The sequence below is a fragment of the Cytobacillus citreus genome (assembly GCF_018343665.1).
Taxonomy (GTDB): domain Bacteria; phylum Bacillota; class Bacilli; order Bacillales; family Cytobacillaceae; genus Cytobacillus; species Cytobacillus citreus.
Window position 1 is genome coordinate 388,178 of the sequence record NZ_JAGYPM010000004.1, and the last position, 14,195, is coordinate 402,372.

At 36.4% G+C, this 14,195-nt stretch carries 13 protein-coding genes; 7 read left to right on the forward strand and 6 right to left on the reverse strand.

Going from position 1 to position 14,195, the window contains the following annotated elements:
- Positions 1 to 151: 151 nt before the first annotated feature.
- From KHA94_RS18420 to KHA94_RS18430, 3 genes are all read left to right on the forward strand, one after another.
- Positions 152 to 469, forward strand: a complete 318-nt coding sequence (locus KHA94_RS18420) for a hypothetical protein (protein ID WP_213103589.1) — start codon at positions 152 to 154, stop codon at positions 467 to 469.
- A 186-nt stretch (positions 470 to 655) separates the two neighbouring features.
- Entirely contained in the window at positions 656 to 970 is a 315-nt protein-coding gene (locus tag KHA94_RS18425) for a hypothetical protein (RefSeq protein WP_213103590.1), read from the forward strand.
- A gap of 50 nt (positions 971 to 1,020) precedes the next feature.
- A complete protein-coding gene (locus KHA94_RS18430; RefSeq protein ID WP_213103591.1) occupies positions 1,021 to 1,410 on the forward strand; it encodes a hypothetical protein in 390 nt (129 codons plus the stop codon).
- A gap of 65 nt (positions 1,411 to 1,475) precedes the next feature.
- On the opposite strand, the gene KHA94_RS18435 is transcribed toward KHA94_RS18430, so the two are convergent.
- Positions 1,476 to 2,123: a Bax inhibitor-1/YccA family protein gene (locus KHA94_RS18435; RefSeq protein ID WP_213103592.1), complete on the reverse strand. Its 648-nt coding sequence runs from the start codon at positions 2,121 to 2,123 to the stop codon at positions 1,476 to 1,478.
- A 72-nt stretch (positions 2,124 to 2,195) separates the two neighbouring features.
- Positions 2,196 to 2,573 (reverse strand): large conductance mechanosensitive channel protein MscL, encoded by a 378-nt coding sequence (mscL, locus tag KHA94_RS18440; RefSeq protein WP_213103593.1) that lies wholly within the window; start codon positions 2,571 to 2,573, stop codon positions 2,196 to 2,198.
- Between the two features lie 272 nt (positions 2,574 to 2,845).
- Between mscL and KHA94_RS18445 the strand changes: the two genes are divergently transcribed.
- The 3 genes from KHA94_RS18445 to KHA94_RS18455 all read left to right on the forward strand — a co-directional run bounded on the left by KHA94_RS18445 (position 2,846) and on the right by KHA94_RS18455 (position 5,972).
- Positions 2,846 to 3,136 (forward strand): YhdT family protein, encoded by a 291-nt coding sequence (locus KHA94_RS18445; RefSeq protein ID WP_213103594.1) that lies wholly within the window; start codon positions 2,846 to 2,848, stop codon positions 3,134 to 3,136.
- Positions 3,133 to 4,581, forward strand: coding sequence for a sodium/pantothenate symporter (gene panF / locus KHA94_RS18450; RefSeq protein WP_213103595.1), 1,449 nt, complete (start codon positions 3,133 to 3,135; stop codon positions 4,579 to 4,581). Before KHA94_RS18445 ends, panF begins: the two co-directional genes overlap by 4 nt.
- Positions 4,582 to 4,811: 230 nt before the next feature.
- Positions 4,812 to 5,972 carry a hypothetical protein gene (locus KHA94_RS18455; protein ID WP_213103596.1) on the forward strand — a complete coding sequence of 387 codons (1,161 nt, stop codon included), beginning with the start codon at positions 4,812 to 4,814 and terminating at the stop codon, positions 5,970 to 5,972.
- A 49-nt stretch (positions 5,973 to 6,021) separates the two neighbouring features.
- Here KHA94_RS18455 and KHA94_RS18460 read toward each other — a convergent pair whose 3' ends face one another.
- From KHA94_RS18460 to KHA94_RS18475, 4 genes are all read right to left on the reverse strand, one after another.
- Positions 6,022 to 7,254, reverse strand: a complete 1,233-nt coding sequence (locus tag KHA94_RS18460; RefSeq protein WP_213103597.1) for an aminopeptidase — start codon at positions 7,252 to 7,254, stop codon at positions 6,022 to 6,024.
- A gap of 134 nt (positions 7,255 to 7,388) precedes the next feature.
- Complete coding sequence (locus KHA94_RS18465) at positions 7,389 to 8,669, reverse strand: MDR family MFS transporter (RefSeq protein WP_213103598.1); 1,281 nt, start codon at positions 8,667 to 8,669, stop codon at positions 7,389 to 7,391.
- Between the two features lie 155 nt (positions 8,670 to 8,824).
- Positions 8,825 to 10,138, reverse strand: a complete 1,314-nt coding sequence (locus KHA94_RS18470; protein WP_213103599.1) for a short-chain fatty acid transporter — start codon at positions 10,136 to 10,138, stop codon at positions 8,825 to 8,827.
- Positions 10,139 to 10,340: 202 nt separating this feature from the next.
- Positions 10,341 to 11,489 carry a DUF1835 domain-containing protein gene (locus KHA94_RS18475; protein WP_249365597.1) on the reverse strand — a complete coding sequence of 383 codons (1,149 nt, stop codon included), beginning with the start codon at positions 11,487 to 11,489 and terminating at the stop codon, positions 10,341 to 10,343.
- Between the two features lie 411 nt (positions 11,490 to 11,900).
- Between KHA94_RS18475 and KHA94_RS18480 the strand changes: the two genes are divergently transcribed.
- A complete protein-coding gene (locus KHA94_RS18480; RefSeq protein WP_213103600.1) occupies positions 11,901 to 14,096 on the forward strand; it encodes a DNA topoisomerase III in 2,196 nt (731 codons plus the stop codon).
- Positions 14,097 to 14,195: the final 99 nt, after the last annotated feature.

The following is a 14,195-nucleotide window of genomic DNA, read 5'->3' on the forward strand; positions in this document are numbered from 1 at the left end:
TTAGGCATAAATTATTGTTTTATAAATAGTAGTACTCAAACGAACAATAAAACTCAATAAATGGGTTAAAAACCTTGTAGAATTGCCTATTCACACATGTTGTACATGAATATATTGTTTATTAAATACTGGGAAGGGAGATGAGCGTATTATGGAAAGAGAGTTTGATGATTTTGGAAATCAAAGTTTCTTTAGAAGTTCTAACAAAAGGATTAAAAATCGTGAAAATACAAATGTAGATGTTGACGTAGATACTGATATTGAAAATAGGCTAAAAAATAAATCAGATGCTGATGCTGAAGCAGATGTTCGTAACACTGATAAAAATATTAATAGTGCACGAAGCAATATCAATAATTCAGGCAATTCACGAGTTGACATCAGATTGAATAACAAGAGTAATGCTCGTGTTCGATCAGAACAAGATCAGGAAAATGATCAAGACCAAGATCTTGATGTGGGATTTTGATAAATATATGCAAAAAATCTAACTTCACCTGATAGTTTTTTTACCTAATTGTATTGGTTCATTGGTAGTGAAAACAATTCCTTCGTATTTTGACTAATCTCTGATAGTTAGACGTGTAGGGCAAGGGCAATTCTTACACGTCTAACAGAATAATATTTTATATGAATCAGAAAGGTGGAAGTTCAATTGAGAAGAAAAAGAAAGAAATTTCCAAATAACAACTTTGTGAGCTCGGGAGGAAATCGAAAAAACAATACAAACACAGATGTCGATGTAGATGTGGATTCTGAATTAGAAAACAAGATACGCAATAGATCGGAAGCTGATGCAGATGCAGATGTTCGAAATACTGATAAAAACACAAATGTGGCAAAAAGTACAATCGAAAATTCTGGAAACTCTAAAGTCGACATTCGATTGAACAGTAGAAGTAATGCACGTGTAAAATCAGATCAGGATCAGGAAAATGACCAAAATCAAGAAGCTGATATTGATATCTAATATAAAAGGTGGGATTATTAAGTCCCGCCTTTATTAGGATAGGTGATGGTATGTATTCGAGAAAGCGAGGCAATAAATATATACCCCGATTGAATTCAAAAGAAGAAAATGATATCGACATAAATTCTAATATTATTGATGAAAATAAGAATAATGCTGAAGCACGATCAAATGACCAAAATATTATAAAGATTAATAATGAGAGTAAAAATTCGATTGGGCAAAGCGGAAACTCTGATGTGGATTTACAGGTAGATATTCATGTTGATACGACTGCAATCGGTATTGCTATACTTTGTTCTTTACTTGCAACCAAACAGATGAGCAATGTAGAATTTGAAGAAGCAGTTAAAAGGCTAGAAGAAATCACGAAGAAAAAAGATGTTATTTTTACGGATGAAAACAATCTTGCAAATGTTAAAATTTTCAAGAAAAGATAAAAATAGAGTGGATCAAATAATCCACTCTACTTTTCATGTTTACATATATAACCAGAAATAGAATTTTAGTCCTTGCTTCCAAGTATTCCGAAAATACGCAGGATGTTAATGAATAAGTTAACAAAATCAAGATATAAGTTAAGAGCCATTAAAGGCACTTGTTCAGCTGTAACTCCATATTGCTTCATGCGGTTAAAGTCAAAAAGAACATAACCGCTAAATACTAGTACCCCAATGAAAGAGAAGGCAAGCATACCAGATGAGCTTAATGGCCAGAAAATACTAAAGATTGATATGGCAATAAGTGCCAACAATGCAGCCATTAGCATACCGCCTAAGAAGGATAAATCACGCTTAGTAGTTGTAGCGTATATGGCTAGACCTGTAAATACAGTTGTAGTAGTTGCTAGAGCCAACAGAACAGGCTCTGGACCAATTGTTGCAAGGTAATGTGAAACAATTGGATAGGTCGTTAACCCTGAAATAAAGGTAAAGGCAAATAAGAAGGAATATGACATCGCCTTTTTACGACGAATGATAAACGCAAAGACAAGCATTCCAATTTCAAGAATAGCGAGCGGCAGAAACATCGCCGGCGGGACAAAAACACCTGCCATTGTACCGGCAAAAGCAATTCCCAAAGACAAAGCAAAGGTCCTTAATACGGCTGGTAAATGGCTATTATTATAATTAGCTGTTTGCTGAACATACATTACTTTTTTCACCTCATTAAGATATGTCTATATATATTATACGATTGTCCATAAAAAGAGTTTCATAAAATTTTATTTTTCTTTTAATAAATCTCTTATTTCAGTAAGAAGAGCTTCCGTCTTATCCACTTCAACTGGTGCAGGCTTTTGTTCTTCCTTCTTACTAAAGTGCTTATTAATAATCCTTATGAAAATAAATATTGAAAAAGATATGATAAGGAAGTCAAGAATGCTTTGAGCAAATGCCCCGATATTTATTTCTGCTTTGCCAACTGTGATGACAAGCTGTTTGGTCAAATCTATCCCGCCAAGAAGTAGACCTGTAAGAGGCACGATAATATTTTCAACTAAAGAGGTGACAATTTTGCCGAATGCTCCTCCAATAACGACCCCAATAGCGAGATCTAATACATTTCCTTTAAATGCAAATTTCTTGAAATCACTCCACATAGGATACAAACACCTACCATTCAAAATTCTCGTTAATTATACTATGATGATAGGGAAAAATGCTAGTAAATTATGTCCTATTTAATGTAAAGTTTTGATGTATTATGCTAATAGGAGTTTAAGTTTTTTAACGTTCTAAAGTGTTTTTGGATTTGATTAAGTGTTTGCAAATAATATCGCATACAAAAAACTGAGTCATTCGCGGGAAGGACTTGGCGAGCAACAAGTTTTTCTAATACAATACAAAAGGATGGTAAACAAAGGGGGATAAAATGGAGAAAAATAAGAAAAAAGATCCTCGCTTTAAAATAGCTGAAAAAGAAGCCTGGATCGGAATCGGATTAGTTCTATTTAATTTTATCTGGTGGTTTGGCTTTGCTTACGGAATGGGATCAGAGCCAGTTGAAAACTATCAATTCATCTTAGGATTGCCTGCATGGTTTTTCTATAGCTGTGTAGTAGGATTTGTCGTTATGGTTATCCTTGTTATTATTGTCGTGAAGTTTTTCTTTAAGGATGTCCCATTTGACGAAGAAAAAGACGGGGGGACTAAGACGAAATGAGCTGGCAAGTCATCACGCCATTAATTATTTTTTTAGTTCTTATATTTATTGTAGGTTTTTGGGCAAGTAAGAAAATGAATAAATCCAATTCGTTTCTTCAAGAATATTTTCTTGGTGGGAGAGAGCTTGGCGGGTTTATTTTAGCGATGACGATGATGGCGACATATGGAAGTGCCAGCAGTTTTATTGGCGGACCAGGTGTTGCATATACACAGGGGCTTGGCTGGGTATTGCTTGCTATGTCCCAGGTTGTAACGGGATATTTCGTTCTTATGGTTCTAGGGAAAAAGTTTGCCATCACTGCAAGAAGGTATCAAGCAGTCACATTAATTGATTATTTAAAGGAACGATACAAAAGTAAGTGGGTTGTGTTGTTGTCTGCTTTCAGCATTATCGTCTTCCTATTTTCCGCGATGGCTGCTCAGTGGGTTGGCGGAGCAAGACTGATTGAATCCCTTACAGGACTAAGTTACAGCTCAGCTCTGTTTATTTTTGCAATTTCCGTAATGGTATATGTAATTATTGGCGGATTTCGTGCGGTTGCCTTAACAGATGCGCTTCAAGGTGCGATCATGTTTATTGGTACACTCATATTATTAATAGCTGTTATTATTGCAGGTGGAGGAATTCCAAATATAATAAATGATCTAATAGCAGAAAATCCTAATTTAATTAGTCCTTATGGATTTGATAGAGGACTGACTCCATTGTACGTATCGTCATTCTGGGTTTTAGTAGGTGTCGGTGTTGTAGGGCTTCCGCAAGTAACGGTTAGAGCGATGTCCTATAAAAATTCAAAAGCAATGCATAGGGCAATCATTATTGGCACAGTAGTAGTTGGATTCATTATGCTTGGCATGCACTTAATTGGCGTTTTTGCTCGTCCAATTCTTCCAGGAATTGAGGTAGGCGATAAGGTTATGCCGCTTATTGCCCTTGAAGTATTGCCACCATGGCTTGCCGGGGTTGTATTAGCAGCTCCGATGGCTGCCATTATGTCTACTGTAGATTCCTTATTGCTTCTTGTTAGCTCGGCTGTTGTAAAGGATGTATATATCAATTATATTAAGCCAAATGCTGAAGAGAAGACGATAAAGAAAATGAGTTTTGGTGTAACGGCAATTTTAGGGATCCTCGTATTTTTAATGGCCCTTAGCCCGCCGGATCTAATCATTTGGCTGAATTTATTTTCATTTGGCGGATTGGAAGCTGCCTTTATCTGGCCTGTTGTCCTCGGATTATACTGGAGGAAAGGCAATAAATTTGGTGCCATATCATCTATGGTTATTGGGATAGGCTCCTATATCATTTTTCACTTGTATTTTCCAAACCTATTCGGCATGCACACGGTTGTCCTTCCGGTTATTTTATCATTAATTTCGTTTATCATCGTTAGTATAATGACAAGTAATAAGATTAAAGAAGAAGCTGATCTACAATATTGATTGAGTAAAGAGCAAGTTCCATTAAGGTTCTTGCTCTTTTTATTGTATAGGAAATTATTATTTTCGCTATCTGTTAATAATCATTAATAGCTATTTAGATACGAGTTTTTCGAAAAATGGGTATATTGGGAGATTTGTAGAATAGCTGGCTATTTGTTACACTTTTAAAGTGCAAAAAATAATCTACAAAGAAATATCAAAAATGTTTTTAACCTACTGGGAGATTTTTAATGAAAAATTATTTATATATATTAGCTTTAATTATGTTATCAGGCATTTTAGCAGCCTGTATGAGTGAAACAAATGCTTCTAATGATGAAATAGAAAGAAAGCAGCAAAACCTAAGCACTACTGTCAATCACCCCGCTGTCATAAGTGAAAAGAAGGAAAAAAAGGACACTGTTTGGTTAAAAGAGAAATCACTTTACCAATTCGAAGCTTATGATGGGTCTTACGAATATACTGTATTTCTTTATGCAGAGGATGAACAAAGTTCCTTGAATGAGAACCTTGGGGTAAAGAATCAAATTTATACTGGCCATTATTCCATTTATTTAGCTGAAAAGGATTCTGCTGTCGCATACAAGCAGGAAGCTTTAGATGAAGCATGGACCTCTTCATTTGTATTTAATTCGTCATTCAACCAGGTTTATCCACTGAATTTAGGAAATAAAACGTTCATTACGATATTGCAGCCTAGTGAAAATGAGAACTCAAAATTATTATTATTCGCTATTAAAGATGGAGAAATAAAGCAGGTTCAATTTAGTGAAGATCTAACCACTATTTTTGGATCTGAAATGAAATCAATATACCAGAAATATATTCAAACAGCTCATTTACAAGGTGATCAGGAATGGAGATTCATTACATGGGAATTTGATGAGAAAGCCATGACGCTCAAAAAGAAGGACGAATCTACCTTGAATGGTGAAAATGGAGAGAAATGGTATGAGCGTTGGAGTAAAAAAAGTGAAATATATTATCCTTTCCAAAACCTCAAGCTTAGCAGTGATGTAATTGAAAAAGCAAAACAAGGCCTCCCAATTGGAAGTCCATATCCAATTGGGACGAATATTGCGAATATCAAAAAAAACGAGCCAATATATATAGAGGAAGGTATTGCTGACGGAACTCCTTATGTGATGTATCCTGAAATCACCTATTATTATGAAAAAACGACTGGTATCGTGACAGCTGTTTCCATTCCAGGTGAACGAGTGAAAACATCAATAAAAATGATAAAGAGTTTATTTGGCGAGCCTGATGAAGAGGGCTATGACCCTATGAATGGCGAAAAACGTGTGATTTACAATGCAGACAAATATGCGATCAATTTCATGCCAGATGCTGATGGGAATGTTCGAAGTATCTATTTGTGGAAAAAATGAAGAATCATGCAGATCATACCGCATGATTCTTCACAATGTCTAATATCAATTAAAATGCCCAATCACCATTTCGGAAGACTGGTTCGCTTGTTCCGTCTGCTCTAATGCCATCAATATCCATTTCTGCAGATCCTATCATAAAATCAACATGAGTGAGACTATCATTTAAACCATGTTCCTTTAGTTGATCACTTGACATTTGCTTGCCGCCTTCAAGGCAGAATGCATATGCACTTCCGATTGCAAGATGGTTAGAGGCATTTTCGTCAAATAAAGTATTATAGAAAAGCAGGTTTGATTGAGAAATTGGCGAATTGAATGGTACGAGTGCTACTTCTCCAAGATAGTGAGAGCCTTCATCTGTTTCTACTAGCTGTTTAAGAATTTCTTCGCCTTCTTCTGCTTTTACACTGACAATTCGGCCATTTTCAAATGTGATTGTGAAGTTGTCAATGATATTGCCGCCATAGCTTAATGGTTTAGTACTTGACACAGTTCCGTTAACACCTGTTCTTAATGGGACTGTGAAAACTTCTTCAGTCGGCATATTTGCCATGAATTCATGCCCTTTTTCATTAATGCTGCCAGCTCCACACCAAAGATGCTTTTCTGGAAGCTCGATCGTTAAATCTGTTCCTGGTGCCTTATAGTGTAGTTTTTTATAGTGTTTGTTATTCAAATAATCTACTTTTTCATGTAGAGTGTTATCATGCTTTTTCCATTCTTCAACAGGGTTTTCTACATCTGAACGTGTAGCCTTAAAAATGGCATCCCAGAGCAATTGAACTCTTGTTTCTTCAGGTGCTTCAGGGAAAACTTTATCAGCCCATGAAGGAGATGGGGCCGCGATAACCGTCCAGCTCACTTTATCAGCCATCATCATTTTTCTATAGTTAGATAGTGCTTTACCAGCTGCTTTTTGGAAATTGGCAATTCGTTCAGATTTTACTCCTTTTAATAGGTCGGGGCTCGTTGAAACGATTGACATAAACGCTGCGCCATCCTTCGCAAGTTCTTCAACCTCTTTTGCACGCCATTCAGGGTATTCATTGAAAGCCTCATCAGGAGCCAAATCATACTTTGTACGAGAAACAATATCATCGTTCCAGTTAACAACAACATTAAATGCACCAGCTTCATAGGCTTTTTTTACAACTAGGCGAACCAATTCTGCTGCATCAAGGGTTGTATTAATAACTAATGTTTGGCCGTTTTGAATATTAACACCAACTTTTACTGCAAGCTCTGCATATTTCTCTAAATTCTTTAGAAAATCACTCATTATATGTATTCTCCTTTTTCAGAATCTTCATTTTCATTGTAGCTTTTTTCTTTTAAAAAAGAAACTTTGAAGATTAAAATCTTTTAAAATTTTCCAATTGATGTCCGATTTTTTAAATGAGCAAAAAAGAGATCTCAAACAGATCCCTTTTTTGCAGGAAGCAATTTTATTTTTTCTGAAATAGTAAACATGATCCAATACAAAAAGGCACTTATAACGGCAAGAGCAGCGAGGATAATAAATGTCCAATCATAACCTATCCATACGGTTAAAGGAATAGATATGGGAGCAATTGTTTTTCCGAATGTAAATCTAAGGCTGGCAGCTGCAAAATACTGCCCTCGCATATGTTCAGGAGCAATTTTTGAAACATAGCTTTGCTGCAAGCCAGCTGTCATCAGCTCTGCTAATGTAAAAATAGCCATAGCAATAATTAATCCCCAAATCCAAGATGTTTGCCCGAACATAATAATCGCTGCTGCGTATGTAAGGGAGGAGAGGAAAAATATATTTCTTTCTTTGTATTTGGCCATGAATCTTGTTACAACCACTGTAAATAAAGCTACAAAGAAGCCATTTTCTGCTAAAAGAATACCAAAGGCTTGTTCTCCTTGAATGGTAAAAGACCAATCTCCAAATTTGAAAAGTGCTTGGTTTTGAACAAATTCATTCGTGTATACAGGTATTAAGAGATCTAGCTGCATAAATGTTTGTGCAGCTAATACACCTGCAATGATAAAAAGAAGAAAGGTTTTGTCTTTGAAGATAATTCCGTAATCTCTCATTTGATTTAGTAAAACTGAGTACCATTTATTATTCTCTTTCTTGTTATTAAGCTGCTCAGGCACAGTTTCTCTAGTCATTTTTGCTAATATTCCCGCTAAAGCTATACAGATGATTCCAGCAATGACAAGAAGCTGAAAGCGATAATTCGCATAAAAAATGGCGCCTAAAATAGGACCAACAACAACTGCGATATTAATCGAAGTATAAAAAATAGCAAATACATCGCTTCGATGTTTTTCCTCTACTACATCAGCGACCATTGCTTGGCTTGCTGGCCAATAAAATGATCCGAAAATACCAACAAAAGCAAAACAAATAAAAGCAAGCCATGGTGAATTAAGCCAAGGAGAATTTGCTAATGCAAATATGAGAAAGCTTATGCCTTGACCAAATGCTGAAAAAACCATCATCGTTTTTCTTCCAAATCGATCTGCGCAATAACCGCCCATTAAATTGGCTAATACAGAAAATACTTGAGAAAAAATAAGGAGTAGTCCTGCTTTATCTTTACCAAATTCCCCTGCAAAATAAATCGTTAAAAACGGAAAGAACATCCAAAAGGTGATATTCATCGCCGCTTCTCCGAACAACCTAACTTTTAAATTTGAATCCCAATCTCTAATTCTCATGATGTATCCTCGATATTTTTTTTAGAATAACGCTATCATACTACCAAATTGGAAAGTAATTCAAGAAATTATTTTCTGTTTCATTCGAAACTTGAGAAAAAAAAGAAATCGGCTAACCAGCCGATTTTCGTTTTTTAAAGATAACTTATATCAAATTAATAAACAAATAGCATTAATACAGTCGTTAAAACCCCAACCCAAACACTCAATAAAATGCAGTAGCCCATAATATGACGAATATGAAGACCTACTACACTTAAAATTGGCAACGCCCAAAAAGGTTGAATCAGGTTTGTCCAGGCATCTCCCCAGGCAACTGCCATTGCGGTAATTGCGGGATCTACTCCAAGCTGCAAACCAGCTGGAACTTGAAGAGGCCCTTGCAAGGCCCATTGACCGCCGCCAGAAGGGGCAAGAATATTAACGAGTCCTGCAGTCCAGTAAGTAAAGATATCGAAAGTTTCTTTACTGGCTACAGATGCCATCCCATTAATGATTGATTCAGCTAGTCCGGAACTCCCTAATACGGCTATGATCCCTGCATAAAAAGGGAATTGCAGAATGATAGGGGAAATCGCGGTACCTGCCTCTTTGAATGCTTTTGCATATTGACCAAGTGATTTATGGAGTATCAGCCCAAGTGATAAGAAGAAAATATTAATTATATTTAAATCTAAGTCCCTATCATTAATAAACTCATTAATAACATATACCATACCAATAATCCCTGTCAGAATTCCAAGGAATGAAGTGTTTTCCAATCGTTCTGCAGGACTGCTTCTAGATTCATTTTTTACTTCGATTTCTTTATTTTGGATTGGGGGAGTGTACGAGATAATTCCTTGTTTAGGTGCCATGAGGATAATAAAGATTGGGAGTGTAATTAAAAGTGCTAAAAATATGATGATAGTACCCGAATGGAAAATGGTGTTTGAAGTTGGAATAACGCCCATAATTTCTTCTAAAAAATGTCCTTTTGTCGCTACTGTTAAGCCAATTGAACTTGATAAGCCAGCTGCGAATAGGACAGTAGGGGTGTAGGCACATGCAACTAGGAGCGGAAAGTGAGCATGCTTATTCCTTTTCCCTAATTCACGCGCTATTATAGCACCAACTACAACTGCAAGCCCCCAGTTAATATAATACGCAGCTGAGGATACAAGAAAAGTCATGATGTAAGCCTGATTTGCGGTCTTTGCCTTAGATGCCAGTGCCTCTAGAATTCTCTGTACTACAGGGACTGAAGCCAAAGCCATACCGGTCATCAGCAAAAGAACCATTTGCATTGTAAAAGCGAGGTACACCCAAAAACCATCTCCGAATGACTTAAATAGCTTGATAGGTTCAGAAGGCTTCATAATAAATCCGAGAACGAAGACGAGAATGGTCATGAATACTGCAATAACAAATGCATCGGGTAAATATCTCTCAACCAGTTTCGAAAAGCGATTGGCTATCCTGTTTAACATTTTGTCACACTCCTTCCATTTGATAGTACATGCTATGGTGTAGACAAGTTGTTTATGACAAAATAAAAAGAGCGTTTTCTACGCTCTTAAAAGAGTATATAGTGTTTCAATTAATCCTTATCTTCCATCACAGCTTTACGCAGTTGACCAAGACTTGTTCCAAGATTGTATAATTCAGTGTTGTACTTAAATGAATGCTCCATTACCGAAGTTTAACACGATAATGTCTCATTGATTTTGGTATTCCTTTTAACTCCAGTACACCACTGTATACTAAATGCCTAATCCTATACTCTAAAAAGAAAACATTAACAACCTCATCCATTTGTTGTAATGTTTCCCCAATTACTCTTCCAGTCTGGATAAAATCTTTGTTTTCTTGCTCAATGTGCAGCTTTTCAAGTGTACTGATAATTTGTGGATCATAATAATGTTCAGACACACCTATTATTTCACCATTAATCCATAATCGTAGAACATCACTCGTCAGTGATAATGTCTCCCATTCTCTTTGAAATTGAATTCGATCCCTATCAGATAAGGGCTGATTCCCATTGCCTTGTTCAAATAGAAGTCTTAAGTTCCTAGATTCAATCTGACTTGTATGGAAAGTAGGCTGCTCTTCATCTATAGAATGAATATATCTTTCATAGAGGTCAGTTGAGTTGATAAGAAAAATCTCATTTGTTTTGTCCCGCAATAAATTTAGGAAAAATCGAAGTCCAGTTTGTTCATCGGCATTATTACCATACCAGATGTAAATAGGAACTTCAGTTGGTATATCCTCAATTTCTCGCAGTGTATTTGTAAATTTATTTTGATATTCATAATCATCCTGTTCAAAATTAATATTTTCCTGTAACCATTCATTTCGGTAAGCTTGACCTATTTTTTCATCTAGTTTCCACAATGGTCCAATCGAAAAGCAGTCTGGAAATCCAATCACAACCTTAGGTCTTTCAAGCCCCACTCTTAAAGAACCTGCTGCAGATTCTGAGGTAATGATATGCACTGCACTAGCTCCGCCAGCATATTGAGGTAGGGAAAGGGAATGGCGATTTTTTTGAATATGTTTATTTATTTCTTCTACCATAATGTTCAGATCAACTTCATTAATAAAGTAACCTTTACCTTCAAGTGGTTTGCTAACTTCATGATTAAACATATCAAATATTTCTCCATGATCTAATTCAAACGTCTCCCATTGACCTCTTTTAATAAAATCTGATACAGTTACATAATTTTGCGTTTCAATTTTATAAACAAAAACGACATTTGGTTCCATAAAAAAATAGATAAATGGAAAATTGATTTTAGTTTTAATGGCTGCCAACTCCTTTTTATCCCGCATTAACGGGCAGTAAGACCCCCACCTCAAGATTGAGAGAGAAGCGAGGAAGATAGGTGGGGGACAACTGCCCGTAAAAGCCCGAAAAATGAACACAGACTAAAAGCGCCACATCGTGTGGCAACGTCTGCGTGCCCCACTTCCTGTGGGCCGCAACTAACCATCAGTGGGGGATGAAGGCCGACTAAGAACGCCACGTCCTGTGGCAACGTCGGCACTAGCACGTCCTGTGCGTCGAAAACCCCCACTGATGGAAGTTTCACTTTATCTAAATTTTACCATATTTATTTACTAGTAAATACCCTATTAGTTTAGCAACAGGTTCAATAATTCATTGGAATCTTCGGAAAAACTGAATCTATTTGGGACGTATGCTATATTTATCTTACGGAAACTCGAAAGGATGTTATAAATATGGCAAAAAGTGTTGTAATTGCTGAAAAACCTTCTGTTGCACGAGATATCGCACGTGTGCTGAAGTGTAGTAGAAAGGGAAATGGATATCTTGAAGGAGATAAATATATCGTAACTTGGGCACTTGGACATCTAGTCACTCTTGCTGACCCAGAAAGCTATGATGTGAAATATAAAACGTGGAATTTAGAAGATCTGCCTATGCTGCCTGATCGTTTGAAATTGACAGTTATTAAGCAAACTGGAAAACAGTTTAATGCGGTTAAAAGTCAGCTGACTAGAAAGGATATTAGTGAAATAATCGTGGCGACAGACGCAGGGAGAGAAGGAGAACTAGTCGCACGCTGGATTATTGATAAAGTAAAAATAAATAAACCGATAAAACGTTTGTGGATCTCATCTGTCACAGATAAAGCGATTAAAGACGGATTTGCCAACTTAAAGCCAGGTAAAAACTATGACAATCTGTATCAATCAGCAGTGGCACGTTCAGAAGCAGACTGGTATATCGGTTTAAATGCTACTCGTGCTCTGACAACGCGCTTCAATGCTCAGCTTAACTGCGGACGTGTACAAACACCAACTGTTGCCATGATTGCCCAACGTGAAGAGGAAATTAAAAGCTTTAAAGCACAAACATACTACGGTATTGAAGCACAAACAGCGGATAAACTTAAGCTTACTTGGCAAGATGCAAAAGGAAATACGCGCAGCTTCGATAAAGAGAAGATCGATACAATCATTCGAAAACTCACTAGGGAAAAGACGATTGTTACTGAAATTGAGAAAAAACCGAAGAAATCATTCGCACCGGGTCTTTATGACTTAACAGAGCTGCAGCGTGATGCAAATAAAATCTACGGCTACTCTGCAAAAGAAACATTAAATATTATGCAAAAACTGTATGAGCAGCACAAAGTATTAACATACCCTCGTACAGATTCACGATATATCTCATCCGATATTGTCGCAACACTTCCAGAGCGTTTAAAAGCATGTGGAGTTGGAGAATATCGTCCATTAGCCAACAAGGTGATAAACAAACCTATTAAAGCATCTAAAGCATTTGTAGATGACAGTAAAGTATCAGATCATCATGCCATTATCCCAACTGAAGGCTTCGTTCAAATGGCGAAATTCACTGACAAAGAACGTAAAATTTACGATTTAGTTATAAAACGTTTTATAGCAGTACTATTCCCAGCATACGAATACGAGCAATTAACCCTTCGTGCAAAAATAGGAGATGAGAACTTCGTTGCACGCGGAAAGATGATTGTACACGCTGGTTGGAAAGAAGTATATGAAAACCGTTTTGTAGATGATGAAGAAGGTATAGATGATTTAAAAGAACAAATTTTACCTCGCATTGAAAAAGGTGATGTATTAAACGTAAAATTAATCATGCAAACTTCTGGTCAAACAAAACCGCCAGCTCGTTTTAATGAAGCAACATTATTATCAGCGATGGAAAACCCAACGAAATATATGAATACCCAGGATAAAAGATTGGCTGAAACCTTAAAATCAACAGGCGGATTAGGTACAGTTGCAACACGTGCAGACATTATCGATAAACTATTTAACTCATTCTTAATTGAAAAACGCGGTAATAAGGACATTCATCTTACATCTAAAGGACGTCAGTTACTTGACTTGGTACCAGAAGAATTAAAATCGCCTTCTCTAACAGCTGAGTGGGAGCAAAAACTTGAAGCAATTGCTGCAGGCAAGCTGAAAAAAGATGTCTTTATTAAAGAAATGAAAGGCTACACGAAAGAAATCGTGTCTGAAATCAAAGCAAGTAATAAAAAATACAAACACGATAACATTTCCACAAAATCTTGTCCTGACTGCGGAAAACCAATGCTTGAAGTAAATGGAAAAAAAGGTAAAATGCTTGTTTGCCAGGATCGTGAATGTGGACACCGGAAGAACGTCTCACGTGTCACAAACGCTCGCTGCCCTCAATGCAAAAAGAAAATGGAGCTGCGAGGTGAAGGCGCAGGTCAAATCTTCACATGTAAATGTGGATATCGTGAAAAGCTATCTGCTTTTGAAGCTCGTCGCAAAAAAGAAGGCAGTGGAAAAGTTGATAAACGTACTGTACAAAAGTATTTAAAGCAACAAGAAAAAGAAGCTGAACCAATTAATAATCCTTTTGCTGAATTATTAAAAGGAATGAAGTTAGACTAAATAAAATTTAAAGGCGAAGAAGCATTCAAATGCTCTTCGCCTTTGTGTTATTTTAAAATAAAGTATGATTAAATTGAATCATTTTCGGCAGGTTACTTA

Excerpts from the sequence above, each read along its gene's own strand:
- KHA94_RS18455 (WP_213103596.1), top strand. The coding sequence starts at position 4,812 with ATGAAAAATTATTTATATATATTAGCTTTAATTATGTTATCAGGCATT.
- KHA94_RS18480 (WP_213103600.1), top strand. The coding sequence starts at position 11,901 with ATGGCAAAAAGTGTTGTAATTGCTGAAAAACCTTCTGTTGCACGAGAT.
- panF (WP_213103595.1), top strand. The coding sequence starts at position 3,133 with ATGAGCTGGCAAGTCATCACGCCATTAATTATTTTTTTAGTTCTTATA.
- mscL (WP_213103593.1), bottom strand. The coding sequence starts at position 2,573 with ATGTGGAGTGATTTCAAGAAATTTGCATTTAAAGGAAATGTATTAGAT.
- KHA94_RS18470 (WP_213103599.1), bottom strand. The coding sequence starts at position 10,138 with ATGTTAAACAGGATAGCCAATCGCTTTTCGAAACTGGTTGAGAGATAT.
- KHA94_RS18430 (WP_213103591.1), top strand. The coding sequence starts at position 1,021 with ATGTATTCGAGAAAGCGAGGCAATAAATATATACCCCGATTGAATTCA.
- KHA94_RS18435 (WP_213103592.1), bottom strand. The coding sequence starts at position 2,123 with ATGTATGTTCAGCAAACAGCTAATTATAATAATAGCCATTTACCAGCC.
- KHA94_RS18465 (WP_213103598.1), bottom strand. The coding sequence starts at position 8,669 with ATGAGAATTAGAGATTGGGATTCAAATTTAAAAGTTAGGTTGTTCGGA.
- KHA94_RS18420 (WP_213103589.1), top strand. The coding sequence starts at position 152 with ATGGAAAGAGAGTTTGATGATTTTGGAAATCAAAGTTTCTTTAGAAGT.
- KHA94_RS18475 (WP_249365597.1), bottom strand. The coding sequence starts at position 11,489 with ATGCGGGATAAAAAGGAGTTGGCAGCCATTAAAACTAAAATCAATTTT.
- KHA94_RS18460 (WP_213103597.1), bottom strand. The coding sequence starts at position 7,254 with ATGAGTGATTTTCTAAAGAATTTAGAGAAATATGCAGAGCTTGCAGTA.
- KHA94_RS18445 (WP_213103594.1), top strand. The coding sequence starts at position 2,846 with ATGGAGAAAAATAAGAAAAAAGATCCTCGCTTTAAAATAGCTGAAAAA.